General features: G+C 60.5%; 25 protein-coding genes and 2 pseudogenes. 8 read left to right on the top strand and 19 right to left on the bottom strand.

Features of this window, described 5'->3' with window-relative positions; translation table 11 throughout:
- Positions 1-64 precede the first annotated feature (64 nt).
- Entirely contained in the window at positions 65-538 is a 474-nt protein-coding gene (locus tag IVB19_RS30970) for a (2Fe-2S)-binding protein (RefSeq protein WP_247820579.1), read from the top strand.
- A gap of 213 nt (positions 539-751) precedes the next feature.
- Here the strand turns inward: IVB19_RS30970 and IVB19_RS30975 are convergent, their stop codons facing one another.
- From IVB19_RS30975 to IVB19_RS31000, 6 genes are all read right to left on the bottom strand, one after another.
- Positions 752-1,063, bottom strand: coding sequence for a hypothetical protein (locus IVB19_RS30975; protein ID WP_247821749.1), 312 nt, complete (start codon positions 1,061-1,063; stop codon positions 752-754).
- 189 nt (positions 1,064-1,252) lie between these two features.
- Positions 1,253-1,456, bottom strand: coding sequence for a hypothetical protein (locus tag IVB19_RS40515; RefSeq protein ID WP_346283635.1), 204 nt, complete (start codon positions 1,454-1,456; stop codon positions 1,253-1,255).
- A 49-nt stretch (positions 1,457-1,505) separates the two neighbouring features.
- Positions 1,506-2,432 (bottom strand): PhnD/SsuA/transferrin family substrate-binding protein, encoded by a 927-nt coding sequence (locus IVB19_RS30985; protein WP_247820580.1) that lies wholly within the window; start codon positions 2,430-2,432, stop codon positions 1,506-1,508.
- Positions 2,433-2,496: 64 nt separating this feature from the next.
- On the bottom strand, positions 2,497-3,348 hold the full coding sequence (locus IVB19_RS30990; protein ID WP_247820581.1) for a fumarylacetoacetate hydrolase family protein: 852 nt from the start codon (positions 3,346-3,348) through the stop codon (positions 2,497-2,499).
- Between the two features lie 47 nt (positions 3,349-3,395).
- Positions 3,396-4,196 (bottom strand): FAD binding domain-containing protein, encoded by an 801-nt coding sequence (locus IVB19_RS30995; RefSeq protein ID WP_247820582.1) that lies wholly within the window; start codon positions 4,194-4,196, stop codon positions 3,396-3,398.
- Between the two features lie 246 nt (positions 4,197-4,442).
- Complete coding sequence (locus tag IVB19_RS31000) at positions 4,443-4,613, bottom strand: hypothetical protein (protein WP_247820583.1); 171 nt, start codon at positions 4,611-4,613, stop codon at positions 4,443-4,445.
- 287 nt (positions 4,614-4,900) lie between these two features.
- On the opposite strand from IVB19_RS31000, the pseudogene IVB19_RS31005 reads away from it, so the two are divergent.
- Together IVB19_RS31005 and IVB19_RS31010 are read left to right on the top strand one after the other, a co-directional pair.
- Positions 4,901-5,220, top strand: a pseudogene (locus tag IVB19_RS31005) (SOS response-associated peptidase family protein); the annotation flags it as partial.
- A gap of 484 nt (positions 5,221-5,704) precedes the next feature.
- Positions 5,705-5,974: a hypothetical protein gene (locus IVB19_RS31010; RefSeq protein WP_247820584.1), complete on the top strand. Its 270-nt coding sequence runs from the start codon at positions 5,705-5,707 to the stop codon at positions 5,972-5,974.
- Between the two features lie 199 nt (positions 5,975-6,173).
- Here the strand turns inward: IVB19_RS31010 and IVB19_RS31015 are convergent, their stop codons facing one another.
- A complete protein-coding gene (locus tag IVB19_RS31015) occupies positions 6,174-6,389 on the bottom strand; it encodes a DUF3606 domain-containing protein (protein WP_247821731.1) in 216 nt (71 codons plus the stop codon).
- 80 nt (positions 6,390-6,469) lie between these two features.
- Here IVB19_RS31015 and IVB19_RS31020 point away from each other — a divergent pair.
- Positions 6,470-7,096 (top strand): annotated as a pseudogene (locus tag IVB19_RS31020) (ATP-dependent DNA ligase); the annotation flags it as partial.
- A gap of 542 nt (positions 7,097-7,638) precedes the next feature.
- Here IVB19_RS31020 and IVB19_RS31025 read toward each other — a convergent pair.
- The 7 genes from IVB19_RS31025 to mdcA form a co-directional block, all read right to left on the bottom strand.
- Positions 7,639-9,009, bottom strand: coding sequence for an IS1182 family transposase (locus IVB19_RS31025; RefSeq protein WP_026233905.1), 1,371 nt, complete (start codon positions 9,007-9,009; stop codon positions 7,639-7,641).
- A gap of 421 nt (positions 9,010-9,430) precedes the next feature.
- Positions 9,431-9,829, bottom strand: coding sequence for a tautomerase family protein (locus tag IVB19_RS31030; protein WP_247820585.1), 399 nt, complete (start codon positions 9,827-9,829; stop codon positions 9,431-9,433).
- 118 nt (positions 9,830-9,947) lie between these two features.
- Complete coding sequence (locus IVB19_RS31035; RefSeq protein WP_524536714.1) at positions 9,948-10,472, bottom strand: OsmC family peroxiredoxin; 525 nt, start codon at positions 10,470-10,472, stop codon at positions 9,948-9,950.
- 47 nt (positions 10,473-10,519) lie between these two features.
- Entirely contained in the window at positions 10,520-11,146 is a 627-nt protein-coding gene (locus IVB19_RS31040) for an FMN-dependent NADH-azoreductase (RefSeq protein ID WP_247820586.1), read from the bottom strand.
- Between the two features lie 174 nt (positions 11,147-11,320).
- Positions 11,321-12,100, bottom strand: a complete 780-nt coding sequence (locus tag IVB19_RS31045) for an alpha/beta fold hydrolase (RefSeq protein ID WP_247820587.1) — start codon at positions 12,098-12,100, stop codon at positions 11,321-11,323.
- Between the two features lie 99 nt (positions 12,101-12,199).
- Complete coding sequence (locus tag IVB19_RS31050; RefSeq protein WP_247820588.1) at positions 12,200-13,498, bottom strand: malonyl-CoA decarboxylase; 1,299 nt, start codon at positions 13,496-13,498, stop codon at positions 12,200-12,202.
- Positions 13,495-15,165: a malonate decarboxylase subunit alpha gene (gene mdcA / locus IVB19_RS31055; RefSeq protein ID WP_247820589.1), complete on the bottom strand. Its 1,671-nt coding sequence runs from the start codon at positions 15,163-15,165 to the stop codon at positions 13,495-13,497. Before mdcA ends, IVB19_RS31050 begins: the two co-directional genes overlap by 4 nt.
- A gap of 103 nt (positions 15,166-15,268) precedes the next feature.
- Between mdcA and IVB19_RS31060 the strand changes: the two genes are divergently transcribed.
- Positions 15,269-16,129, top strand: coding sequence for a LysR substrate-binding domain-containing protein (locus IVB19_RS31060; protein ID WP_247820590.1), 861 nt, complete (start codon positions 15,269-15,271; stop codon positions 16,127-16,129).
- Between the two features lie 848 nt (positions 16,130-16,977).
- On the opposite strand, the gene IVB19_RS31065 is transcribed toward IVB19_RS31060, so the two are convergent.
- From IVB19_RS31065 to IVB19_RS31075, 3 genes are all read right to left on the bottom strand, one after another.
- Positions 16,978-17,472: a DUF3455 domain-containing protein gene (locus tag IVB19_RS31065; RefSeq protein WP_247820591.1), complete on the bottom strand. Its 495-nt coding sequence runs from the start codon at positions 17,470-17,472 to the stop codon at positions 16,978-16,980.
- A gap of 175 nt (positions 17,473-17,647) precedes the next feature.
- Positions 17,648-18,262 carry a hypothetical protein gene (locus IVB19_RS31070; protein WP_247820592.1) on the bottom strand — a complete coding sequence of 205 codons (615 nt, stop codon included), beginning with the start codon at positions 18,260-18,262 and terminating at the stop codon, positions 17,648-17,650.
- A 105-nt stretch (positions 18,263-18,367) separates the two neighbouring features.
- The gene (locus IVB19_RS31075) at positions 18,368-19,411 is read right to left on the bottom strand and encodes an LLM class flavin-dependent oxidoreductase (protein WP_247820593.1); all 1,044 of its coding nucleotides are present in this window, start codon (positions 19,409-19,411) and stop codon (positions 18,368-18,370) included.
- Between the two features lie 662 nt (positions 19,412-20,073).
- Between IVB19_RS31075 and IVB19_RS31080 the strand changes: the two genes are divergently transcribed.
- From IVB19_RS31080 to IVB19_RS31090, 3 genes are all read left to right on the top strand, one after another.
- Entirely contained in the window at positions 20,074-20,481 is a 408-nt protein-coding gene (locus IVB19_RS31080) for a cupin domain-containing protein (RefSeq protein ID WP_247820594.1), read from the top strand.
- A gap of 143 nt (positions 20,482-20,624) precedes the next feature.
- Positions 20,625-21,707, top strand: a complete 1,083-nt coding sequence (locus IVB19_RS31085) for an amidohydrolase family protein (protein ID WP_247820595.1) — start codon at positions 20,625-20,627, stop codon at positions 21,705-21,707.
- Between the two features lie 128 nt (positions 21,708-21,835).
- Positions 21,836-23,161: a glycosyltransferase gene (locus tag IVB19_RS31090; RefSeq protein ID WP_247820596.1), complete on the top strand. Its 1,326-nt coding sequence runs from the start codon at positions 21,836-21,838 to the stop codon at positions 23,159-23,161.
- A gap of 200 nt (positions 23,162-23,361) precedes the next feature.
- Here the strand turns inward: IVB19_RS31090 and IVB19_RS31095 are convergent, their stop codons facing one another.
- Positions 23,362-23,994, bottom strand: coding sequence for an NrsF family protein (locus IVB19_RS31095; protein WP_247820597.1), 633 nt, complete (start codon positions 23,992-23,994; stop codon positions 23,362-23,364).
- On the bottom strand, positions 23,978-24,586 hold the full coding sequence (locus IVB19_RS31100) for a sigma-70 family RNA polymerase sigma factor (RefSeq protein ID WP_247820598.1): 609 nt from the start codon (positions 24,584-24,586) through the stop codon (positions 23,978-23,980). Before IVB19_RS31100 ends, IVB19_RS31095 begins: the two co-directional genes overlap by 17 nt.
- Positions 24,587-24,829: the final 243 nt, after the last annotated feature.

Here is a 24,829-nt window from a genome sequence, read left to right on the forward strand (position 1 = left end):
CGTCCGGACTTTTTCTCGCCTCGACCGCCACTACCACCCTGAGGCAAATACTTGGGAGGACTGAATGCCGAAAGTGTCCATGACCGTGAACGACAAGACTGTTTCCAGCGATATCGAAGAACGCACTTTGCTTGTGCAATTTCTTCGTGAAAACTTGATGCTCACCGGGACCCACGTTGGCTGCGATACATCGCAGTGCGGGGCTTGCGTTGTGCACGTAAACGGTCTTGCGATGAAATCATGCACGCTGCTCGCACTTCAGCTCGAGAGCCAGAACGTCACCACGATTGAAGGCATCGCGCCGTCGGCGGCGGAGTTGCATCCGATGCAGGAGGCCTTCCGCGAAAATCATGGCTTGCAGTGCGGCTTCTGCACGCCGGGCATGATCATGACAGCGATCGATATCGTCCGTCGGAAAGGCAACGATCTCGACGACCACACCATCCGTGAGGAACTCGATGGCAACATTTGTCGCTGCACCGGCTACCACAACATTGTCAAGTCGGTCGCGGCCGGCGCAAAGGCGATGGCGTGCTAATTATAAATTCTCGCGGCCTCACGTGCCTTTGCCTTAAAGTTTTCGTTAGGCTTCGCATTGCTTACATGCGCTACTTGACGAGTTCGATTATTAGCTCTCGAGTGTCAACCTGCGTACCTGGCGTCATGAGGGTCGCGACCGTGCGGTCGCGCAGGGCGGGAAGGATCGTCTCTCAATCCTTATCGCCCCCGGCGTGAGCAGCAGGTCACGGGCCTAATCTTCTGTCCCGCAGCGGCGCTGATCGACGACACCGAGCCCCGGCGTCAGCGTGGATGCATGCGCGTCGTCGCCGTCCTCGGCCTTGCGCCGCGCCTTGATGCTCGTACCCGCTTTGCGGTTCGTCATGATGGTGACGTGCGGCTGGCCGTTGAGCCCAAAGAACACCGACCTGCCCATACTCGCGCGTGTCGCCGAGCGCAGTAAGCGGTGCCACCGCGCCTTGCCCTTCTCGATCTCGAGCGTGACTTCTTCGCCCGGTTCGTGATGTAGAAGAACATCGGCATCGGCAGCATTGAGGCGGGCCATTATTTGGGCCCGGTCGCAGCGTGTTCAGTGAACAGTGGGTGTCGCCGGCGGTGCGCGCCAGCGCTTCGACGATCGAACCGAGACACGCTCGCGAGGTCGCGCCGCTCATCGCATCGTATCGCAGCATCGATGGCATCGGCGTCGGTTTCGACCGTCGCGAGTACGGTCGCGCCGGCAATGCCCTACGTGTCATGGGTGTGGAAGTGGATCGGAAGGCGCATCTCTTCCTTCAGCGCCCTGAACAGCAAGCGCCGCCGCGGCCGGCTTCAACGGGCCTGCCATGTCGTTCAGCTCCACTATCCGATGCTTGACGAGTTTCATATAATACAGCAGCGAATATTTCGCGCGCAGGGTCGAGGATGTCGAATAACAGATCGCGTCTTCGGCGAGCATGCCTCCTGTCACGAACGCCACTTAAGCGTCTAGTAGCGCATTGGTTCGCTTATTCGGCCCACTCGACCGCTTCACTCGGAAACAGCGCTTCCACTGTCGGCCTGTTGGGTATAAAGCCCTGCTCGTTCAAATAACCGATTAACAATTCGATAACTCGCCGATTTGAAGCCGTGAGGCCATATGGATGCGAGTCGCCGTCGAAGTCGTCGAGAATCTCAGACCATACGCGATCAGACCAAGGCAGGAACGTCGTCCCCAGTTTGCGCTTTAATGCGTTCTTTTTGGCTAGAGAGTATGCGTCAAAAATCCGCTTTAAGCCTTCCGGTTCGCCGCTTATTGCCTCTTTGCGGGCCACTACCGTGTGCATGATCGGAAATATCTGCATTCGCTGAAAATACTCTCGTTCCACTTCTTTGGCATTCGGCAAAAGTGTGCGCAGCGCTCGATTCCCTTCGCGTTTACTGAACTCCTTCGGGGGAAATAGCATCGCCGCGTCAAGCTTACCCGCGATTAGCAATTCTTCAATATCTTGCTCGGTCGCGCTTAGGTTGACACCGGCAGGCGGCGTAAAACGTTGAGCTTTTGATGATACCCAATTTACATCGCGCCAATGCACGCCATACTCTTCATTAAGAAGCCCTCGGAGCCATACAGCGGCGGTTTGAGAATAGTCCAATAAGCCGATCGTCTTGCCTGCAAGCTGGCTGAAAGATTTGATTGCGCTGTCCTTTCGGACAACTATATGCGAATGTCGAAAAACGCGGCTTGGAAAGACAGGGACGGCGGACAGCCAGTCATCTCCAGAGCATCTGTAGATTATGTAGTTGGCGAGAGAAAACTCGCTTGCTTCGAATTTGCCCCGGGCAAGAACTAATTTAAAGCATTCAGCCACTGGCCGCGGCTCATATAATACGCCGGATTGATCAGACGAGCCGAGCCCTAACGTATGCTCATAGTCACCACCTATCACTTTCATTACATGCTCCTTCTTGGCAAGTTTGCGTCAGCCACGCATCAGATCACACACGCGTACAAGTCGCTCAGTTCCTGAATTTAACGACCTTCTGCTTTTGCTCGCCAAGGCCTTCAATGCCCAGACTCACGACGTCGCCGGCCTTCAGCCACACCGGCTCGGGCTTCATGCCGAGTGCGACTCCGGGTGGCGTGCCGGTCGCGATGACGTCACCCGGATCGAGCTGGAAGAACTGCGAGCAGTACCAGACAATGTGCTGGATATCGAAGATCATGGTCCTGGTGTTACCGCGCTGGCGCTTCTCGCTATTCACGTCGAGCCACATGTGAAGCTTCTGAACGTCGTTGATCTCGTCCTTGGTGACAAGCCAGGGCCCGAGTGGTCCGAAGGTCGGGCAACTCTTGCCCTTAGTCCATGTGCTGCCGCGCTCGATCTGGAAATAGCGCTCCGACACATCGTTGCAGACGCAATAGCCGGCAACGATGTCGAGCGCGCTCTTCTTCGAGAGGTACTTGCCGCTCTGGCCGATCACGATTGCGATTTCGACTTCCCAATCGAGCTTCGTCGAGCCCTTCGGCACCACGGTGTCGTCGTTCGGGCCGACGATGCAGTTCGGTGCCTTTTGGAAGATGATGGGCTCCTTCGGGATCTGCGCGCCACTCTCGGCCGCGTGATCCGCGTAGTTGAGGCCGATCGCCACGAAGTGGCGCGTACCACCAACGCAGGGGCCGAGCCGTGTGCCCGCCTTGACAACAGGAAGCTTGGACAAGTCCACCTTTGCAATCTTGGCGAGACCCTTTGGCGAGAGCGTCTCGCCGCCGATGTCAGGCACGATTTTGGACAGATCACGGATTTTTCCATGCCTGTCCACGATGCCGGGCTTTTCGCGACCGCGCGCGCCAAAACGGACGAGCTTCATAATGCTTTCTCCCTTGATATCGAGCTTGCGATCGAAGACGCTTGAGCTCACACGTTGGCGACCTGGACTGCGCGGCGCGCGAGCACGCCGATCAGATGCGCGCGATATTCGTCGCTGCCATGGATGTCGCTGTTGAGGCCTTCGGCAGACGCGGTGACACCGTCGAGGCTCTCGGCGGCGAAGCGCGGCTTAAGCGCCTTCTCGAAGGCGGTGGCGCGGAACACGCCGTTCGCGCCCGCGCCGGTGACGGCGACGCGCACTTCCGAGGGACGGCAAGCAACGAATACGCCAACCAGAGCATAACGGGACGCCTGGTTGCGGAATTTCTGATACGCCGCCTTCTTCGGCAGCGGGAACATCACCCGGGTGATGATTTCGTCCACTTCGAGCGCAGTCGTGAACAGGCCCTGGAAGAACTCATCCGCCTTGATACGCCGCTTGTTGGTGACGATAGTCGCGTCGAGCGCGAGGCAGGCTGCCGGATAATCCGCGGTCGGATCGTTGTTAGCGAGCGAGCCTCCAATGGTGCCGCGGTGGCGCACTGCGGGATCGCCGATCATGCCGGCGAGATGCGCCAGCGCCGGGATCGCTTCGCCGACGATCGGCGAGTTCGCGACATCACTATGACGCGCGGTCGCGCCGATCACGAGCGAACGGCCGTTCATCTCGATGCTGCCGAGACCCTGGACACGGCTGATGTCGATGAGCATCGAGGGTTGGGCGAGCCGCTGCTTGAGAACCGGCACCAGCGTATGTCCGCCGGCGATAATCTTCGCATCCTCCGTTTTGGCGAGAAGATTGGCGGCCTGACGGACCGTGCCCGGACGGTGAAATTTGAATTCGTACATTGTTTCAGTGTCCGACGTGATTTCGTTCTTGTGTAATGCCGTTGCTGCGCCATCACCTTAACGCCGACCGCAGACCCTCCCACGCCAAGTCATCGAAATAGATCTTGTCGACAGTGAACGTGCGATGGCGATGTCGTAATCCGCGCGGGTTGCGCTCCCGTTGAGGTCGAACTTGGTCCCGGGATAAGCGGCCACTGCTGCAAAGTCCGTTTAGGCACCCGGCCTTTCCCTTAATGCTGTCGAACATCACCGCGCGCCCGTATTCACGACTTCGAAGTTGGCCATAAGATTGAGCGGCGTCGGCTTGCCGCAGCCAGATGGTCCGAACAGGCACAGGAATTCTCGAGAGGGGATGTCGAGATCGATACCCTTGATCGCGACACGGCTGACCGCCGCGGCGCCACGCGTCTTGCTCACGGTCCGGAATTAACAAGCGCACCCCCGCACGGGTATTACCAAGTCACCAGGTCACTTATATTAAGGTCTATCGACCGACCGAACCTTTGTCAATACGAGCTTGGCATGAATCGCGTTCACACCAGCGCGGTCAGGCATTTCGGACGCACGCGACGCGAGGCGTGCGGGCGAAGCGTTTAAGTCCTGATCATTCCAGCAAGTGCCCGCCTTCATGAAAGGGCTCCGAGCCATGCAAGGAACGGCGCCGACGGCGACGCGCCCAAGTGGGGGGCGTTTTATGCCCGTGGCCGCACTGGTTTGCGCCAGACGAAAGCCGACCGCTGCTCGCGTTCGGCGGCATCGGGCAAATTGGACATCCGTCCGCGAGGCGAGGGAGGGCGAAGTCACCGTCGACGTATATTCGGCTTCCTGACCTGCGAGCCGAACGCCGACGTCAAACTCGTCCATCCGAAGGCGATGCCGGTCATCTTGACCACGACCGAGGAGTACGACGTCTGGATGCGCGCCTCCTGGGACGAGGCCAAGGCGCTGCAGTGCCCGCTGCCGGATGGGTGCGCTCAAGATCGTCGCGACCGGCGAGAAGGAGGACGGAGGGGTCGAGGGATGAGCCGCGGCGCGGCCCGTAGGAATACGGGATCGTCGTTATCCCGCTCTCGAAGGGCTTGCCTTTCCGCAACGCGCGCGAGCGAATGTCTCTTCGGCACGCATGAGGGATCGGTGGAGGAGGGCACGTTCAAACTGGCAAGCCGCCTCCTGGATTTCCAGGCGCTGCGGCTACTGCGCGCCTTTTTCAGGATAGCCGACCCCAAACGCCGACAAGAGGTCATCCTGCACGCTGAGGAGCTCGCTTCTTCGATTCCAGATACCTTTCCGCCTCCGGATGGAGTGGATCGATAGCCCGCTACGTTGCCACTGCGTGGCCCGAAGAATTTGGCACCACGCTGCTGCGCAATTGGCCCAACGCCGTTTTGAAAAGGTGGGCGGAACACGTGGAAAAACTGCAGTCACGACGATTTCGAATCCCTCCCCTGTGTTAGCAGGCCGGAACGAATTGGCGGGCGCAAGGATTCGCCCTGTCAGGAGCGATCCAGATGCTGATGACGAGAGAGAGACGACCCGCGATCCGGACGCTGCGCGGCTGGGCCATCTCGGTGCTGCAGGAGGCCGGCGCCATCCGCGAGTGTGAGGAGCACGGCTGGATGCAGGACCGCGCTGATCCGCACGCCCGCGAGCGCGCAATCGCCATTGCCCGCCAGCATGCGCCCGCCGGGATCTCGGCGGAGGAAGCAGTCTCGGCGGTAAGCAACATACCGGATTCGATCGGCGATACCTGCCCCGAATGCCCGGCTGGCTCCGATTAGCCGACGTTGGCGATCGCGTCGCCAAGGCTGCAATTGGGATTCGAGCGATAGCTGCCCCGTCGTGACCACTCGCTGGCCATCGACAAAGGTTGGCAGGAGGGGCGCATAACCGCGCTGAATTTCGTGGCACGCTTTCTAGCCGCGCTCCAGCAGCCTGGACCCCGCTACCGCAGGCACCACTGGCTGTCGTTCGCGGCCCCTAACGACCGAGGCGCTTCTCAACGCGCTTGCGGGAGTTGCCGACCTTCTTGACGGCCTTCTTGACGGCGTAGGCCGAGCGGCCGGTCTTCTTGGCTTCATAGCCGACTTCGTACTTCTGCCCGCCAGCGATGCGGGCCCGGTCCTGTTTGCGTCCTCGCGCCGTTTCTTCTTCGCTGCTGCAGCCATCGCTCTGCTCCTTAAGAGGTGGAGACAGTGCAACGCCGAAGGATTCAACGGTTCCGGAACGAATCCTCTTGTCTCACTTTGAATCACGGTGTTGCGTGGAGTTCGTTCGTGGCCTTTCAGCGTAAAAAGCCAGCCGATATCGGCGTGAAGGCACCCTTTCCGGATTTCGTCGAGCCGGCCTTGGCATCCTCGATCGAGAGGGTCCCGTCCGGATTCCGGTGGATTCACGAAATCAAGTTCGACGGCTATCGCGTCCAAGTGCATCTGCACCACGAGTCCGTGAAGGTGTTCACCAGGAGGGGCCACGACTGGACGCACCGCTTCAAGAAGGTCACGCAAGACGCGTGGCGCATCAAGGCGAGTTCGGCGGTCATCGACGGCGAGGTCGTCGTGCCGGCTGCCGACGGCACGACCGACTTCTCGGTGCTGCAGAACGAGCTCAAGGGCGGCTCCAAAAGTATCGTGCTGATTGCCTTCGACCTGCTCTACCTGAACGGCCGCGACCTGCGAAAGCTTCCGCTCTACCAACGCAAGGCCGTCCTCAAGAGGATCATCACGGGGACCGACGTCCAGTTCAGCGAGAGTTTCGAGATCGAGGGCGGTGAGACGTTTGTCCACGCCTGCAAGTTCGGACTGGAGGGCGTGGTGTCGAAGGTGCGCGACAGCACATACGCAAGCGGTCGCGGCAAGAACCGGGTCAAGAAGACCTGCGCGCAGCGGGAGACGCTGACCATCGAGTAATGGGATAGGTAAGCAAAATAGCCGACCTGCGACCGACTTTCATGCCGGTCGCAGGTCGATCATACGGACATCGGGCATAAAGCCTTTGAAACTCCTTCGCAGAGGAGGGAATTGACTTCCAATATTCGAACCGGCTCACCGTTCGGAAGCACGTCTCACATTTGTCCGGGTCTCAAGCGGTGAGGGAGACGCGCTGGGCGTACTGTGGCGAATTTAAACTAGGCAACTCCACGCGAGGGGCCGGTCGATGCAACACATTTGCAACATGACGAACCTAAGCTAGTGAAATCGTTGAGCTGAAAAAGGTTTGCGAAACCGTAGGTCGCATGCTCAAGTCATGCGGCGATCCCAAAGTCATTAGCCGAGCAATTCCGCGCTTCTGGCAACACTTCGAATTGTCATGCGATGTCCGAGCGGCAGCTTTTGGCCGATTTTGTTGCAAAAGTTGGCTGCAATGGATTTGGCCGCTGGGCCTTTTGTTGGGCCGCGCTTTGAAGCGCTGGCCCTGACGCATTTTACGCAACTTTGACGCTACGCTACGCGATGCGCAGAACCTGAGCCGGCGGCGGTCGTGCGACCAGCGATGCAAACCGCCTCAGATTCTGAGCGATGGCGGCTAGAACAAACTCATCCTGGGCACCTTGCGGGCCTCGCAATCGGAGCCGACCAAGCTTCAGGATGCGCTTCAAGTGTGCGAACCTCATCTCGATCTTCTTGCGCTGACGCCGAGAGAGCTCGAAGCCCTCGGTGCCAGCGAACGACCGGGCAACGTCTCGGGCATGCTCATGGATATCGCGCGGGATCTTGCGTGATGGTTCCTTTGGGCAGCACTGCGGTTTGAGCGGGCATACATCGCAGTCGAGCTTGCTGGCACGATACAGAAGGGTCTTGCCCTCGTGCACGGTACCGCTCGTCCCAAGCCGCTTACCACCCGGGCAGTGGTAAACGTCCCCGGTTGGGTCATATCGAAAGTCGCTCCGCGAGAAGGTGCCATCATCCCGCTTCGACTTATCGAACACAGGGATATGCGGCGCGATGCCCTTCTCCTCGACCAGCCAGTTCAGCATCGGAGCCGCTCCGTAAGCGGTATCCCCGACAAGTCGCTCTGGCTTGAGACCAAAGCGCTCCTCGGTTCGTTCGATCATGGTTTTTGCTGCACCGACCTCGGCCTGGCGAATGGCGCGGGAGGCCTCGACATCCACGATGACGCCGAACTTCACGTCGATGAGATAGTTGTCGGAGTACGCGAAGAATGCCGGCCCCTTGTGAGCGCCGGTCCACTGCGCTGCCGGATCGGATGGCGAGACAAACTTCGGGATGACATCGCTGGCGGCGCCCCACGCCGGATCGTCGAGGGTTGCCAAATACTCCTTCACCGCGCGGCTGGACCTGGCCGGATCGCGATCCCTGCGCCAGTCCTGACCTGCGATCGAGCGCTGCTTGTTCGCGTCGGCCGCAATCAGGCTCGCATCGACTGCAAATCCTTCGCCACCAACCAGACCGGCGGCAATGCATGTCTCGACAATCCGTTCGAACACGCGGCGGAGAACATCTCCATCACGGAAGCGCTCGTTGCGGGCGCGCGAAAATGCCGAATGATCCGGGACAGCGTCCTCGATACCAAGCTTGCAGAACCAGCGATAGGCGAGGTTCACCTGCACTTCACGGCAGATCAGCCGTTCCGAGCGGATCGCAAAGACATACCCCACGACCAGCATCCGGATCATCAGTTCCGGATCAATCGACGGGCGCCCCATCGACGAATAGTGAGATGCTAGTTCACCGCGAAGCCAGGACAGATCGAGAGCAGCATCGATCTTCCGCACCAGATGATCTTCGGGTATCGCGTCGCCAAGACGAAACTCGTAGAACAGTTGACCTTGGTCACTCTTCAGACGGCCCATCATGGATCGACCTCGCCGAGATTCGCGTCAACACAACGGAATCACGGTTCGTGACTTGTCTCAACCGACTTTTGCAACAAAATCGGCGCGAAGCGGACATTCGCAAATTGCCGATGTGGGTAAGTACCAGCAACGAACTACAAGTATTGCAGCCGTACCAAGTTTAGCAGCAACGGGCTTGGGATCGGACTCGCCACCGATCCGCGTTAAGAACCGATTCAGCAAGTACCTATGGCAGAATTCGCTATCCCCTATCGGAGATGGCTGCACTCACGTCGCCTCACAATGCGGCCTTACGGCCGCCATCAGATATGCCGGGCTTGGCGCGCTTCAGGCTTGAATGTCGCAAGGCGACATGACCCCGTAGCCCACTTCCCCGAGTAGCTCTTTCGCTGCCTCCACGAGCTGGTCGCGCTTCGGCGGCTTAGACATCCGCTGTCGGATCTCGCCTGGTCGACGCAGCAGGAAAGCGCGGGAGGTTCGGTTCCACCTCGTAGAAGGCGAACAGGATGTCCTGGGGCGCGAGGTGTAGGCGCTCGCCGAACAGTCTGACCGCTTCGTCCGCAATGGTGGCGGCGGTTCCCGTCGGCCTTCCGCTGGAGATGATGACCTCAACGACCATGAAGCGATCGGTTCTATTTGTTGCGTAGTCGGGGAAGCGGGGATCTATCAGAAGGTCATCCCGGTCAACCTCGAGAAAGCGGTGAAAGCGGTCGGCTCGGTGATAGCCGGCGGCCACCTGGGCTTCTGACATTGCCTCCGATAAGCGGGACTTGTCGGCGGCGCTGAGGCCGCGCGGGACGGTGAAGGTTACAAACGGCATCTGCAGCCTCCACGGTTTAGGATGCACCAATTGCGTTGATGCGCTGAGTGCGCGCACGCCTTAGCCGCCATCCTGCCGATCCTCGACACAGTCACATCCGCTGAGTGCGCAAACTACTTCACCAATGCCGGATATGACCAAGCCTAGTCTCATTTCGCTCTAATAAGAGAGGCGCACAGCGCGGCGATCCACCCTGCGCGCCCCTTCGGCGCAGACTCACGAGAGGAGAGTGGCTCCGAAGCCAATCTCGACCTTCATCAGTTTGGAGACAGGGCAACCGGCCTTTTGCTGCTGCGGCGATTGACTGGAACGCCGCCTGGTCGATGCCTGGTATCTTCGCGGTGACGGTGAGATGGACCGAGGTAATGGAAAAGCCATCGCCGTCCTTGTCGATAACGACTTCCGATTTGCTGTCGACCCGCTCCGGCACGAAGTTCGCCATGCCGAGTAGTCTGACGAACGACATGGTGAAACAGGCGGTATGAGCCGCGCCAAGCAGTTCCTCCGGATTGGTACCCGGCTTTTCACCGTAGCGGCTGAAGAACGTGTAAGGATAGGTTTCCAGCGCGCGACTTTCGGTCGAGGCCGAACCCTTGCCTTCACGCAGGCCGCCGCTCCAGGTGGCAGATCCAAAGCGTTTCATGGCTCCTTGCTCCTTTCGTGCAGTTCCTGAATTGAACGCGACAGCAGTCAAAACTGCCTCGCCAACGCCGCCGCTTGTCTCTTTCCCGCCTCGATCATGTCGACCGCGCGGCCATCCCAAGTGTGTTCGACGGCAAGCGATACAACGCTGCGGACGCCTATGAACTGCAGCCAAAACTCAACGCAACCGCTGAGATACTTGAAGCCAGGCTGAGAGACAGTTTTGAACCCTGCCTCGTCGCTTTGTCCCCTGACATAAGCGACGAAAGCCTTATCAATGCTCAACGACGGTCCATAGAATTCTCCGTCGAACGTGAACAGCAAATTTCTTTGACAAGACAGATCGATCAGCTGCTTGAGTTTGTAGGGGACAGAGAAATTCCACATCGGCACGCCCAGGACGATGCGATCTGCCCGTTGGAAGCGTGAGGCCAACTCTCTGATCTTTTCCCATGTTGCCGTCTCGACCGGCGTCATCGATTCGCCTGAGACACCCTGGTATTTGGCACTGATCGCTTCCGCGTCGAACTCGGGAAGTTGCTCTTGCCAAATATCCAACGTATCAACGGTGACGTTGCCTGTATGCGCTCTATATTCCGAGAGGAATGCATTGACGATGGCGGTGGACGCGGATTTTTCCTTCCGCGGCGAGGTCACTATGTTCAAGATATCCATGTTCGTTGCCCTTCTCATTAGGGGTGTAGAGGCCTCAAGCCGGTATCCGAAAACATGTCCCGATATGTTTCGTTGAGGTGGACAGCGACGGTCTGAGCGGGGAGACGCGGCCCCGGCTGGACCGTGCCTCTTGTCTGTGAAGCCGAGTCTTCTACTCGGCCTCACCCTCTCACCTCATCCGCGCCGGCCGGCAGCCTCCAGGATCAGTCGCGTGATTTCGTCGGGATGGGAGATCAGCGAGAGATGGCTGGCCTTCACTTCGATGGTCTTGGCGCCCATCCGCTTGGCCATGAAGCGCTCAAGGTCCGGATTGATGGTGCGGTCTTCGGTCGAAACGGCATAATAGCTGGGCTTGGATCGCCAGGCCGCGTTGGTGGTTTTGCCGGTGAGCAGCGTCTTTTGGAATGGCTCCTGGACTGCGTAGAGCACTTTTGCTTTTGCCTTCGGCAGGTCGCCCGCGAAATCGCGCAAAAATGCCTCTTCGCTGAGACGTCCTTCATCGCCGTCGAATACGATCCCGGCGCTCGCCGGCGGCGTCGGATAGGTCTTGGCCAGGGCCATGTAGTCCTCGCCCGCATCCGGCGCGCGCGCCGCCACATAGACCAGCGCGGAGACGTTCGGATGCACGCCGGCCTCGGTGACGATCATCCCGGAGAAGGAATGACCCACAAGCACCGTCGGGCCGTCCTGCCGCGCCAACACCCGCTCGGCAGAAGCCACCGCCTCAGGCAGCGTCGTCAGCGGATTTTGCACGGCCGTGGCGTTGAGCCCCGCCGCCTGCAATTGCGCTATCACTTCGGACCAGCACGAGCCATCGGCGAACAGCCCGTGCACAAGCACGACGTTCCTTGCCCTCACCGGAGTTGAATTTGCGGCCATGCCACGTGTGGAGATCAGCGAAGCCGCGACACCGGTCACGAGGGCGGCGGAAAACGCGCGTCTGTTCATCGTCATGATATCTCTTCCTTCAAGGATAGATGGGAATGTCTGGTTCTATGGCGTGGGCGGTGCTGAGCGGCACCGGACGCCCGAGATTCGATGTCGTATCGTCGTTCACCCATTTTCAGCCACCTTGGTGCGAGTTTCGAGCAGTGCGTCGACATCGGGCGAACGCACGATGGTCCTGTCACGCACAAACGCCTCATGGTTGTCCTCGATGCTGTCATGGTCGTAGAGATAGTTGACCATGACGCCGAAGGATTCCTGGATCGCACGGGGCGTGGCGTTGCCGAGCCAATTGATCCGTTCCAACCGAGCACCGTTGCCGAGGTGAAAGCGCGCTACCGGGTCGATGCGTATCGAGGGTTGCCGCGTCAGATAGCGGGCGCAAAGCCGCAGCAAGGGCGCGCGCAGCTTCTCGCTCTGCGCCGGGTCATTCCACCAGCCGCCGCTCTCGAGTTGTGGCAACAGCGCGGCGTCGGGATCGCCGCCATTCGCAAGCCGTTGACCGAGCCAGCGCCGAAACCCAGGTACCGGCGACAGGGTGGAAAAGCGCTTCAGCTGCGGAAACTCCGCCTCGAGCTCCTCGACCACCTGCTTGATCAGGAAATTGCCGAACGATATGCCGCGCAGGCCGTCCTGGCAGTTGGAGATCGAATAGAAAATCGCGGTGTCAGCGCGCGCAGCTTGCGCCCGTGCGGCCGCTTCATCCGGCTCGAGTGCGAGCAGCGGCGGCATCGCGGTAGCCAACCCCTGCACCAGCGCGACTTCGACGAAGATCAGCGGCTCGCCGGCAAGCGCGGGATGGAAGAAGGCGAAGCAACGGCGGTCGGGCGCAAGGCGCCGCCGCAGATCGTCCCAGCCCTTGATCTCATGCACCGCCTCATAGGCGATCAGCTTTTCCAGCACCGCCGCCGAGGACTGCCAGTCGATCCGTCGCAGTTCGAGAAAGCCGCGGTTGAACCACGAGGCGAAGAGATGCCTGAGGTCGGCGTCGAGCAGCTTCAGTTCCGGCTCGTCATGCAGATGCGCGGTGAGTTCGCTGCGCATCGCGATCAGCGCGCCGGTGCCCCCGGGCGCCATGTTCATGCGCCGCAGCAGCTCCTGCCGCGGCGGATCGGCGGCTCGCGCGAGCGCGGCTGCGGCTTCGGCCGTGGTGGTGGCGAGATAGCGCTCCGCTGCCGTGCGCAGGGCCACTTCGTCGGGCTGGAACTCCGTGGCGAGATAGCGCTCGAAGCCGTGCCGGTCGTCCGCATCGAGGGCGCGCAGCACCTCGTGCAATCGCCGCGCGACCAGCGCTCCTGACGCCTCACTGCGTTCGGACAGCAACGTTGCTGCGAGCTCTTTCGCCCGATCGACGGGCGCGGGTTTCGAGTTAAGCAGGCCGCTTGAGGTTTGCGTGTTCGGGGTCATTGTTGCCTCCTGTGTTCAACGTGGGCGACCGTGGCCGGGAGGAATTTCGCCGGCGGCACGTACAGTCCGCCTGACGCCGACACGAGATCGTCGATGGATTGGGCCGCAAGCCAGTCGCGGGTTGCGGTGCTGACATCGATGCCGAGATCGGATGGGAACATCACGATGCCGCGGCGGCGCAGGCTGTCGCTCGTTTCGGACGGCTGCCGCCTGCCGAACTCGGTATCGCCGGCGACGGCGCGCAATGCCGCCTCGCGTTCCTGCGGCGACCGGCAACGCAAGAGGTTGGCCACGCCACGTTCAGTGATGACATGCGTGACGTCGTCGCCATGGATCATCACCGGCGGTAGCGCAAAGCCGGCCGAGGCAGCGAGATCGAACGCGTCCAGCCGTTCGACAAAGCTCGGTGCGCCATTCGGCTGATGGGTCTGCACCATCTGGACCACAAGCTTGCGTCCGCGCAGGCTCTCGCCCGCCTCTCGGCCGGCGCGCCGCCAGGCGGGGCTGTCGTGGCGGCGGCCACGCGGGTCGGCGCCCATGTTCGGCGCGCCGCCGAAGCCCGTGATCCGGTCCTTGGTGGCCGTCGAGCTGTTGCCCTGCGCGTCGATCTGCAACGTGCCGCCGATGAAGAGGTCGCAGGCATATTGTCCGGCGACCTGTGCGAGAGCGCGGTTGGACCGCAGATTGCCGTCGGCGCCGACCGGGAAAATATCGGCGCGGTTCGAGACGTAGCGTTCCATGCCCAGCTCGGAGCCGAAGCAATAGACGCTGTCGACGAAGCCGGCTTCGATCGCGGGGATCAGGGTCGGGTGCGGGTTGAGCACGAATTGGCTGGCGATCTTGCCCTTCAGTCCGCGCTTGGCGGCGTAGGTTGGCAGGATCAGTTCGATCGCCGCGGTCGCATAGCCGATGCCGTGATTGAGCCGCTGCACCTCGTAGGGTTCGTAAACTGCCGCGATCGCCATCATCGCCATCAGCACGTTCTCGTTCCGGACCTTGGCGGGATCGCGCGTGAACACCGGATCAATCAGATACGGCTTCGGGCTCGGCACCACGACATTGACCCAGTCGCCGGGCACGTCGACGCGCGGCAGCCGATCGACGATCTCGTTTACCTGTGCGACGACGATGCCACCGCGAAATGCTGCGGCCTCGGCGATTGTCGGCGTGTCTTCGGTATTGGGGCCGGTGTAGAGGTTGCCATTGCGATCCGCCTTGTCGGCGACGATGAGCGCCACGTGCGGCGTCAGGTCGACCAGCATGCGGGCATAGAGTTCGAGATAGGTATGGATCGCCCCGATCTTCACCGTCTTGTTCGCGACCAGTTCGGCCAGCTTGCGGCTTTGCGGCCCCGCGAAGGCGAAATCCAGGCGGTTGGCGATACCGCGCTCGAATACGGCGAGATGGTCGGGCAGCGCCAGCACAGACTGCACCATGTGCAGGTCGTGCACCCGCGCAGGATCCACCTTGGCCAGGGCTGAGGCGAGAAAATCCGCCTGCTTCTGATTGTCGCCTTCGATCGTCACGCGGTCGACGGGCTCGATGATGGCTTCGAGCAATCGCGTTGCGCGGTCGGCGGGGCACACCTTTCCGCCCGTGCTGCTGAGCGCGGCAGCCCGCGCGAGACGGGAGGCGCGATCCGCTCCGCGCCGTGACGTGTCTGACATGATGACTCTCCTTCGCTGTCCCTGAAGCGAAAGGTAGGAGGCCATGATTGATTACAAAAACGACATTTCGTAATATGATTGATCGGGAAAGAGGATCAATCCCATGCTGGATTTCGAGCTGTTGCGCGCCTTTGTCGCCGTGGCCGATTGCGGCGGTTTCCACCGTGCCGCGGAGCGGCTCAACCTGACGCAGTCGACGGTGAGCCAGCAGATCAAGCGGCTTGAGCTCGAGACCAAACGGCCCTTGTTCCGGCGGACAACGCGCAGTGTCGCACTGACCGACGATGGCGAGATGCTGCTTGGCGACGCGCGTCGCCTGTTGCAACTTGAGGAAGCGGCCCGTCATCGCCTGGCGGCGCCGCGGCTGTCCGGCATGGTGCGTCTCGGCGTGGTCGAGGAGGTCGCCGGCGGCTCGCTGCCTTCGGCGCTCGGCCGCTTCGCCAAGCTCTATCCGGGCGTGAAGCTCGAGGTGCAAATCGGTGTCAGCGCGGAATTGATCGAGCAACTCAATGCGGGGCGGCTTGACGTCGTGTTCGCAAAGCGCCCGCTCGGAACCTCGAAGGGGCGTCTGGTGTGGCGTGAGCCGCTGGTCTGGGCCGCGGCCGACACGTTCGATCATGTTCCGGGGGCGGCGCTGCCGCTGGCCCTGTATCGCGAGCGATCGGTTTCTCGCGAGGCTGCTCTCGCCGCGCTCGACGGCAACGAACTGACCTGGGAGATCGTCTATACCAGCCCCAGTTTGACAGGCGTGCGCGCGGCGGTGCTCGCGGGCCTCGCCATCACCCCGCTTCCTGCCAGCGCGCTGATCGCGGGCTTGCGCATTCTCGGTGTGGAACAGGGGCTGCCGCGGCTTCCTGACCTCGAATTCGCGATCTACGAGAAGGCACGGCCCGACAAGGCCGCCGCGGCATTGGCTGCCGTTCTGCTGACGCTTGCACAGGGACCGTCGCGCCCGGCGATCTGATGAACCGGGACTTCAATCGTCGGGAGACGACGCTGGGTCAACAGCCGAGTTGAGAAGAATGACTGCTTCTGTGAAGGGTTTCGGATGCCGGCCCCATGACGGTGTTGCCGCGCACACGGGGGCCGGCGTCCGAAAGCCTCCAAAGGAGGAAACCGCGCTGGGGGACGTAGGACGATGCCGCGTGATCGAGCTAGTCGCGTCAAACAACCTTCAGACGATCAGGACCATCGCCTATGGGGATTTAATGTTTGGCGGCACCTGTACTTTCAATGGCTTGGCTATAGCAAAAATACCACACCACACAATCTAAACGTGAGCTCCTCGATATTTGAAGGCCATGAGGCAAACTGATCTCTGGCGGCTGGAAAGCCCCCGGAGCTATCAGAGCCGAAACTGTTTCGAGCTGCTCGTCAAGAGCATCACCGCAATTGTAAGTCTGCTTACGTCGAGATGCCTGGACGGGGTCCAACTAGCGCGACGTTAAACACAATCGCGATCGAGGATTCGAGTTGGCTCTTGTGCAATGGTTGGTGCTCTGCCACGAACTTCCAGATCAGCACGTCCTCGATCATCGGATCGTCGCCAGCTACGCACCAATTGCCCCGCTCGTCACGATGAGAGGTCGCCTATTGCTTCGCCGTGTCGCCAGCCGCGGCGTTCTACCGCGCGAGCGGTTTAGTCCTTTGGCGCGAAGCGGACGTTCGGCAAGCGGGCCATTTCCGCTGAGTGCCAGAGATCAAGGATCGCTCGAAATTAAAGAAGGCAGAAATTTGACGGAGCCCCGCAAGATGGATCCCGCGAGTGTGAGCTCTGTGTTTTTGGCTACAAGCCGATGCCAGCGAACCCAATCACTTGTAGAAGATGTAGTCAGCTGTGTAATCGGCACGCCGCTCTGTTCCGGCCGTGGGACACGCGCCGGTTGGGCCGACTCCGCCGGAGGTATTGACCCGTTGGACGAAACGCGCGCCTCCAAGTACCCCCGATCCCGCGGATGCTGCCGACAACAGCAGCCAAGGAATCGCGCCCGTCTGTGGAGCGGGCTCACTCGCTAAAATCTTGCCAACGATCTTCGAGCCATCGGAAGCTTCCCAGGTCGGGCCGGCGTAGTGCTTGGCGAATGGTTTGCCCTGCGCGTCGATAAGTTCGGCCTCGGGGGCCTTGAAGCTCCATTCGCTACCGGCCCCTTTGAAGGTGCAGACATATATCTGAACGCCTTTCGCGGTGTACTTGCCGACCAGCGGTGCCTCCTGCGGAGGCGCAAGTTTGGCCGGAATGTTCTGAGCGATCGCGGGAATCGCGAAAAGCGAAAGAGCAGTAAAGCTGAATAGAAAGCGGGTGAGCATGAAGTTGTCCTCGCAAAGTTTACAATCATGCGGGCTGAGACGTTGTCGTCGCCGATCCTGTTCGCGTCGGCGACGACAACCGTCCGATGCCTGCGCCTTTTTGCAGAGACGATGCCGCCGTCGCGTCCGGTCGCGGCGCCGATCTGTCGAACTCTTGATTGTTGTCGAATGCGGCTTACATCGGCGGCGTGATGCCGTCACGACCGACCAGCACGCGCTTCGATGATAGTGTGCCGTCGCTCTGTTTCGCGACGAATGCAATGATCTTGGCGCCAGCCGTCAGTTCGCTCTTTGCGCCATCCACAAAGTTGACGATCGGCGTATCCGGGGAAACGATGACTTTCTTCTCGCCGTCCTTGTACTTGATCGAGAGGGATTTGCCGTCATTGCCATCGACTTCCTGTGCGACGGTCGCGTTGGTCATCGTGCTGTTCGGGCGCAAGTCATACTGGCGAAAGCCTTCTGCGGTGCCACGCGCTGACTCAGGAAAAATATGGATCTCGATCGCCTTCTGGCTGCCGTCGGGTAGGGGCATTCCGGTGACGCCGACGTAGGAGCCGGGCTTCACGTCAGCGAGCGTGGTCTTGACGAGACCTGTGACGACCACGTCGCTCGCCAGGCCGATCTTCTGCGTTGTACCGTCGCGCGCCGTAACTGTGAGTTTGTTGCCGTCGACGTTGTCGATGGTTCCGCGGATCCGTGATGGTCCTTGCTGCGCGGCCGCGGGGAACACGTTCAGCAGAGCGCACAGGACTGTGGCGGCAAGTAGCTTTGGAGTGGTGTTGGGCATGAATGACCTTCTTTGGCGGGTGGAGGGTGATACCTGTTCAACCCCCGCTTTGGGGATCGCGATTGATCGTAGTGCCGGCGCGAGCCTTGCTATTGGGGCCAGCCCTCATACGGTCTGACTGGCCCATCCAGTGAAGTCCGGGATGATGGTCGAGCGCATGGCCGAGATCGTCTGGAGCGATGCAGCGAGCGGCAGGTCACCGAAAGCGAGTTGGCACATGACGTATGTAACACCAGCCTCAACGATCTGGCTTTTGAGCGTTTCTCGCACCGTGGAAGGTGATCCGACCAGGCAGAAACCGTCATCCAGGGCTTCCTCGAACGAGTTCGGCAGATTCGACGGAACGGGCAAATTGCCAACGCGCGACAGAAAGGTGAATGTCTTGAACCAGCGCGCATAGGCGGGAGCGGCCAGAGCACGCGCCTCAGCGTCGGACCCGGCGATCACGACAATGCGAACCATGCCAAGCAGCGGCATCAAGTGCGGCGGCCGAGCCACCCAGTGTGCCCGGTACGCATCCGTAATTGCCCGGATCGCGCTGCTCTCTCCGACACAAGCGATGTTGATCGAGTTCTCCGCAGCCCATCGGGCTGTCTCCGGCTTCATCGCCCCGTACCACAGCGGTGGATAGGGCTTTTGGAAGGGTGAGAGCGTAATCGGCACGTCGGAGATGCTGAAATGGCGGCCCGTGTAGGTAAGCGTATCGGTTTCCATGGCCTTGAGAACAATCTCAGCCGCTTCATTGTAGCGATGTTGTGCGTCTGCGGGCGAAACACCGAAAAACGAAAGTTCAAGTGGGACGGCGCCGCGGCCAATGCCAAGATCAAGTCTGCCCCCGCTCAGCTGATCCAGCATGCAGATCTCTTCGAAAGCGCGTAGTGGGTGATAGAGATTCAACAGCATCACCAACGGTCCGAGTCGCAGTGTTCTGGTGCGTTGCGCGACGGCGGACAAGAACAAGTTGGGTGAAGCCGCCAGACCATGTGGTGTGCCATGATGCTCTGCGACGTGATAGGCGCGAAAGCCAGCCTCGTCGCACGCCGCGGCGATTTCCAGTCGGTCGTTGTACTGCTGGCGAAGGCTCCCGCCCGCATGATCCAGATGATCAAAAATGCCAAAGCTGACGGTCGGTGACGTTGCGAAGTCCATGGCCCCTTCCTTTCAGCCCAACAGTTGCGAGTTCACATCATCCAGTTCGTCGCCATTGGCGCGGTCGTAACAAGTTCACGGGAATGTTTTCAACACGAGGCCATTCGTCACGTGTCGGTGACCGTGTTGCGTTGCGTTCTCTTCGGTCGAACTGCTCAAGGCAACGCAATTTTTCCGGCGTGGCCAGTCACGGAGTGTGATCGATGAAGAGTACGAGGATAGTCGTGGCGTTAACCGCGAGCGGCCTGCATCAATACCCGCGGCTCAGACAAAACCTCCCAAAGAGCTTCGGAACGGTCGCGCGGACGAGGGCGTCGATCGCCGTGGTGTTGCGCTTTGGCGGTCGGCGTTTACGTTCTTCGTGGAAGCCCTTGCCGCATATGCAGCTTCGATGCATCCGAGCACGGCATTTTCCGTTGAGGCTGCCCTGATTGCCGCAAAGCGCATCTACCCGTGGCCGGCAGGCCGCACGCCGACACCGCCGAGCATGAGCGTGGTCCACATCCGATATTCGGGCGTGGTAATGCCGTCGAGCTTGAGCACGTTGCGGCGATTCCAGCCATCGAGGTCGCCGGAGTTGGTTGAACTCGTAACGAGAAAATACCACGAGAAACCTGATGCGATTTCGGTGCTTTTGGCTTCACAACGAGAAAGGAAGCGTGATGAATCCGAAAAACTCTTCCAAGGAACCCTTGAACGATCAAGAACGCGAGGACAGGTGGTCGGAGGTCACCCGCGGAGAACGCTATGTCATCCGAACGACTTCAGAAGAAGTGAACGGTGCCTATTCGATGCTGGAGGTTATTGCGGATCCGCGAAACGGTGTGCCCATGCACGTTCACGATAATGAGGAAGAGCACTTCATTATTCTGGAGGGAAAAGCGCTCATCGCAAATGGAGACAGTCGAGCGGAGGCCGGTGCCGGTTCGTCCGTCACCATCGGAAGAGGCGTAGCGCATGCCTGGTGCAATCCTTCCGAAGATAATCCCCTCCGGATGCTGGTGCTCTTCACCCCGGGAGGACTCGAAGAACTGTTCCGAAGAAATGCCGGAACTGAGCCTACCGATTGATCGCCCTGGCCGCTAAATTCGGCACTCGGATCAGGGGCCCTGCGCTGTTCGACAACCTTCACACGATATCGTCGCCTCGGCCCTGAAGGCAATCTGGGTCGTACCTGGTCAACATTGGCATAGCAGTGCCTGAACGAGGCTACATGACAAACGTATTCGGCCGTCACCAGTCTGGTACTTGCACTTATTGCCATTCGTCGCGCCGCGGCTTCATCGAGGGCGCCGCTGCACTTGGCGTGGCTGCTGCCTTGTTCGCGAAGCCATCAGCGGCGGCACCGAGCACGATGCTGATCGACACCCATCACTACTTCTTTCCACCGGCCTACCAGAAGGCGTGGCTCGAATGGGAAGAGGCGCGCCAAGTGCCGCACTTTCCCTCTCAGGTGGCCTGGTCCAAAGGCAAGGCGATCGAAGCGATGGACGAGGCGGGCATCCGAACCGCGGTGTTGTCGATCGCGTCGACCCCCGGGGTCTGGTTCGATCTCGATGCCGAGAGGGCCAGCCAAATGGCCCGTGACTGCAATGATTATGCGGCCGAATGGATGCGCGAGAAGCCCGGCCGCTTTGGCCTGCTCGCGACGCTGTCGATGATCGACATCGACCGAACGCTCAAGGAAATTGAGTATGCGTTCGACACCTTGAAGGCGGATGGCGTCGGTCTCCAGTCGAGCTACGGGGACAAGTGGCTCGGCAATAGCAAATACAGACCGGTGTTCGACGAGCTCAATCGGCGCGGTGCCGTCGTATACGTTCATCCCCTCGTTGCCGACTGTTGCGGCACCCTCAGCGTCGGCACGTTTCCCGCGGTCATTGAAGTTCCGCACGACACCACGCGATGCGTCACCAGCCTCCTGCTCTCAGGCGGTTTTGCACGATGGCGCGAAATCCGGTGGCTGTTCTCATACGCCGGCGGAACGATCCCGATGATGGCGGGCCGTATTGACGCCTTCTACGGGATACGTCCGAATTTGAAGGAGTTCGCGCCGGCGGGGATTCTCGGTGAACTGCGGCGGCTCAACTACGACACCGCCAACGCGACCAGCGCGCCGACGATGGCGGCTCTGACCAAGCTCGTGCCCGCGTCTCAAATCACCTACGGCAGCGACTATCCCTATTTCGGCCTGGGCCAGTTCAAGATGTTGGAAGACGCTGGTCTGTCCGCGGTCGAGTTGGAGTCCATCGGCAGCGGGAATGCCACCCGCCTCATTCCGCGACTTCGAAGCTGAAGCGCAAGGGCGGACGTCGTTACGCTCTTCCGCGCCCGACCCACCCCCCAACTGAGACACCCAAGTCGGACTGACCTCCGGCAATGCCGGATCGCGTTCCACACCAAGATTCACAGCAGGAGAAATACATGAAAGTTCTCATCGTTTCGACGCCCGCGACGGGTCATCTCAATCCGTTGCTACCGATCGGCCGCAGCCTGATGGAAGAACATCACGAGGTCGTGTTCTTGACCGGAAGCGCGCTGCGTCAGCGCATCGAGGGCGTCGGCGCAAAGTTCTTGGCCTTTCCACCGGAGGCCGATCTCGATCTTCGCGACCACCATGCGGTCGTGCCTGAGCTGAAGGAAATCGCCCCAGGCCCGGAATGGCTGCGTGTTGCCCTGGAGCGCATCTTTGTCGACACCATTCCCGCGCAGTATGCCGGGATGCGGCGGGCCTTGCGCGATTTTCCGGCAGATATCATTGTTGGCGATGACATGATGTTCGGCGTCGTCCCGATGCTGCTTGGGCCGCGCTCGGAGCGACCGCCGATCGTTCTTTGCGGCACCTCGATCCTGCACTTGCGACGCGATGACGGCGCGCCACTTTTCCTGGGCCTGCCGCCGGCGAGCAACCAAGCGCAGCGCGACGAATATGCGGCGATCGCGCGCGATTATGACCGGATCGTCAACCTACCAATCGCGCTTCGCCTGAATAAGATCTTGAAAGAGCTTGGTGTCGGACCGCTGTCGACAGGCATGTTCGAATCCGTCGTTGAGCTCGCCGATGCCTATATGCAGCTCTCGGTTCCGGGCTTCGAGTATCCGCGTGACGTTCCGGCCACGGTGCATTTCGTCGGCACGCCGCCGATCATGCCGAACCAGGTGCCGCTACCGTCCTGGGCGCGCGATCTGGATGGTTCGCGCAAGGTGGTGCTGGTCACCCAGGGAACAGTGGCAAATCATGATTTTGACCTTCTGGTCCGCCCCACCCTGGAGGCTCTTGCGAAGGAGCCCGACCTGCTCGTCGTTGCGACCGCGGGCGGTCGCCCAGTCGATGCGATCCCGGGTCCCATTCCCGATAACGCGCGAATGGCAAGCTATTTGCCCTTCGAATGGATTTTGCCCAAGACCGACGTCTTCGTCACCAATGGGGGCTATGGCAGCGTGAACCAGGCGTTGAGCTTCGGGATCCCGATCGTCACCGCCGGGCTGACGGAAGACAAGGCCGATGTCAACGCGCGCATTGCGTGGTCCGGCGTCGGCATCAATCTCGCCACCAACGAGCCTGCACCGCGCGCTCTTGGCGAGGCTGTCCGCACCGTTCTGGCAAAGCCTACCTTTCGCGCGCATGCGACCGCGATGGCCGCCGAGTTCGCAAGGCACGACACCCGGACAGAGATGCTTCGCATCGTCAGCGAGACCGCACGGACCGGCACCTGGCTCAGGACGTGGCATAAACAGCCCGCTTGGTGAAAGAGGCGATCCAGCAAATTCAAGCGCCTATTCGCGCTTGCGAACCGTGCATTTCGGGGGAACTCAAGATAGACGACAGCACGGTGGCTGAGAAAGGCGCAATAGAGCGGGACGCGGTCGATGCTGCAGAGGTGGCATGGGCCAGAGGCACGCAACTTCCGATCCGGACCGATTCGATCCACAGACATAGCGCCGCTATCTCACCAGCGCAGGACACGGTGCCCAACGATGGCGCCAACGGCCGCCATGATGGCGCAGGCCACTGCGTACCAGATCGCGACAAAGGCCGTGCCGTCATTCCTGCATGCCAGGGTATAGGCCAAAGCCCCGATAGATCCGGAAAGCATTCCAAGGACCGCTCCCGCGAAAAGGGGCTGCGTCGGCGCGGCTTTCCACATGAAGACGAAGGTCAGGATCATAGCTGGCAGCGAAAGAAAAAGAATGCGGCCCACGCAGATAGCAGCGGCAGTGCTGGTCATCCCCATGATCGGAAAACCGGTTGGATCGAACATGACGCCGCAGGCCAGGAAAATGGTCGCGGGCAACACAGCGTACAACGCGGTCGCAGATGCGCTGGGTGTCGCGGCGTAGAGGGCCACGACCGACGCTCCCACCACCAGGGCGCCTGCGTAGAAAACCTTGAACGCGAACGGCATGCGGACCGCCATATCGGCGAAGTCATGGCGGATGCCGATAATCGAAAAGAGGAGAAGGAGCGCGAACGCCAACGACGCGACACCAGTGACTGCGAAAACGACCTGGAGGGAAGCGCCCCGCCGCCGCGTGCCGGCCGTGCTCGCAAGGGAATGAATGAGGTCATCGGTGCTCGTCATGCCCGCTCCTTGAGCGTCGTGTGATCGTCGGAGTAGCGTCCGCAGCCTCCAGAAGACGATTGATCGCGCGGTGCAGCGTCATCCGGACCACGCCCTCGCTGGTCGCAAGCTCCTGGGCGACGTTGCGGACGGATGCGCCTTCGACCGCAATCGCGCGGACGACCTTGCGTTGGCCAACGGGCAGTACCGCAAGGTGGCGATCCAGCTCCCATGTTGAGCGAATGGCCTCGTCGGACGGCGGGTCAACCATTTCGAGCCAATCGTCAAGAGGCAGATCGACACGCCGCCGCGTGTCATTTCGGCGGCGGCGCATGAAGTCGATGAACTTGTAGCGAGTTATCGTGTGCAACCATGGCAGGAACGGCCGTGCCGGATTCCAGGTATGCCGCTTGTTGTGCAGAGCTATGAGTATTTCCTGCACCAAATCTTCAGTCTCATGCGCACCGAAGCCCACACGAACGAGACGCGATGCTAGCGATCGACGCAGGGTAGACGCAAGTTCCTTGAGCATGCGCTCATATACGACGGCTTCGCCGCGCCGCTCGGCGCGCATGGCCTCTGCCCAGAGCTGCTCTCGCTCTTCCACAGTCATCTATTCGGCTCTCGCTGCTCTTCGCATGAGAAATTCGGATCGCAGCCCTGTGAGCCGGTCGCAAAAGCTGCATTCGTCCGAAGGACCTATCGGTGCGCATTGTGATGCTTTCAAGGAGAAGCAGCGCAAGCGGCCGACGCAGGGCAGTCGCAACTTCTTTGAGGATGCGCTCATTGCGACCGATGATCCGTCCCCTTCACGATGACGTGTTTACAAGGGACGCGCGCTTGCCGTTTTCATAAG

This window comes from Bradyrhizobium sp. 187 (assembly GCF_023101005.1).
In the GTDB taxonomy this organism is placed as follows: Bacteria; Pseudomonadota; Alphaproteobacteria; order Rhizobiales; family Xanthobacteraceae; genus Bradyrhizobium; species Bradyrhizobium canariense_D.

What these genes read in the sequence shown, in the direction of transcription:
- IVB19_RS30970 (WP_247820579.1), top strand. Translation starts at nt 65, where the DNA reads ATGCCGAAAGTGTCCATGACCGTGAACGACAAGACTGTTTCCAGCGAT.
- IVB19_RS30975 (WP_247821749.1), bottom strand. Translation starts at nt 1,063, where the DNA reads ATGGCCCGCCTCAATGCTGCCGATGCCGATGTTCTTCTACATCACGAA.
- IVB19_RS40515 (WP_346283635.1), bottom strand. Translation starts at nt 1,456, where the DNA reads ATGCTCGCCGAAGACGCGATCTGTTATTCGACATCCTCGACCCTGCGC.
- IVB19_RS30985 (WP_247820580.1), bottom strand. Translation starts at nt 2,432, where the DNA reads ATGAAAGTGATAGGTGGTGACTATGAGCATACGTTAGGGCTCGGCTCG.
- IVB19_RS30990 (WP_247820581.1), bottom strand. Translation starts at nt 3,348, where the DNA reads ATGAAGCTCGTCCGTTTTGGCGCGCGCGGTCGCGAAAAGCCCGGCATC.
- IVB19_RS30995 (WP_247820582.1), bottom strand. Translation starts at nt 4,196, where the DNA reads ATGTACGAATTCAAATTTCACCGTCCGGGCACGGTCCGTCAGGCCGCC.
- IVB19_RS31010 (WP_247820584.1), top strand. Translation starts at nt 5,705, where the DNA reads ATGCTGATGACGAGAGAGAGACGACCCGCGATCCGGACGCTGCGCGGC.
- IVB19_RS31025 (WP_026233905.1), bottom strand. Translation starts at nt 9,009, where the DNA reads ATGATGGGCCGTCTGAAGAGTGACCAAGGTCAACTGTTCTACGAGTTT.
- IVB19_RS31030 (WP_247820585.1), bottom strand. Translation starts at nt 9,829, where the DNA reads ATGCCGTTTGTAACCTTCACCGTCCCGCGCGGCCTCAGCGCCGCCGAC.
- IVB19_RS31035 (WP_524536714.1), bottom strand. Translation starts at nt 10,472, where the DNA reads ATGAAACGCTTTGGATCTGCCACCTGGAGCGGCGGCCTGCGTGAAGGC.
- IVB19_RS31040 (WP_247820586.1), bottom strand. Translation starts at nt 11,146, where the DNA reads ATGGATATCTTGAACATAGTGACCTCGCCGCGGAAGGAAAAATCCGCG.
- IVB19_RS31045 (WP_247820587.1), bottom strand. Translation starts at nt 12,100, where the DNA reads ATGACGATGAACAGACGCGCGTTTTCCGCCGCCCTCGTGACCGGTGTC.
- IVB19_RS31050 (WP_247820588.1), bottom strand. Translation starts at nt 13,498, where the DNA reads ATGACCCCGAACACGCAAACCTCAAGCGGCCTGCTTAACTCGAAACCC.
- mdcA (WP_247820589.1), bottom strand. Translation starts at nt 15,165, where the DNA reads ATGTCAGACACGTCACGGCGCGGAGCGGATCGCGCCTCCCGTCTCGCG.
- IVB19_RS31060 (WP_247820590.1), top strand. Translation starts at nt 15,269, where the DNA reads ATGCTGGATTTCGAGCTGTTGCGCGCCTTTGTCGCCGTGGCCGATTGC.
- IVB19_RS31065 (WP_247820591.1), bottom strand. Translation starts at nt 17,472, where the DNA reads ATGCTCACCCGCTTTCTATTCAGCTTTACTGCTCTTTCGCTTTTCGCG.
- IVB19_RS31070 (WP_247820592.1), bottom strand. Translation starts at nt 18,262, where the DNA reads ATGCCCAACACCACTCCAAAGCTACTTGCCGCCACAGTCCTGTGCGCT.
- IVB19_RS31075 (WP_247820593.1), bottom strand. Translation starts at nt 19,411, where the DNA reads ATGGACTTCGCAACGTCACCGACCGTCAGCTTTGGCATTTTTGATCAT.
- IVB19_RS31080 (WP_247820594.1), top strand. Translation starts at nt 20,074, where the DNA reads ATGAATCCGAAAAACTCTTCCAAGGAACCCTTGAACGATCAAGAACGC.
- IVB19_RS31085 (WP_247820595.1), top strand. Translation starts at nt 20,625, where the DNA reads ATGACAAACGTATTCGGCCGTCACCAGTCTGGTACTTGCACTTATTGC.
- IVB19_RS31090 (WP_247820596.1), top strand. Translation starts at nt 21,836, where the DNA reads ATGAAAGTTCTCATCGTTTCGACGCCCGCGACGGGTCATCTCAATCCG.
- IVB19_RS31095 (WP_247820597.1), bottom strand. Translation starts at nt 23,994, where the DNA reads ATGACGAGCACCGATGACCTCATTCATTCCCTTGCGAGCACGGCCGGC.
- IVB19_RS31100 (WP_247820598.1), bottom strand. Translation starts at nt 24,586, where the DNA reads ATGACTGTGGAAGAGCGAGAGCAGCTCTGGGCAGAGGCCATGCGCGCC.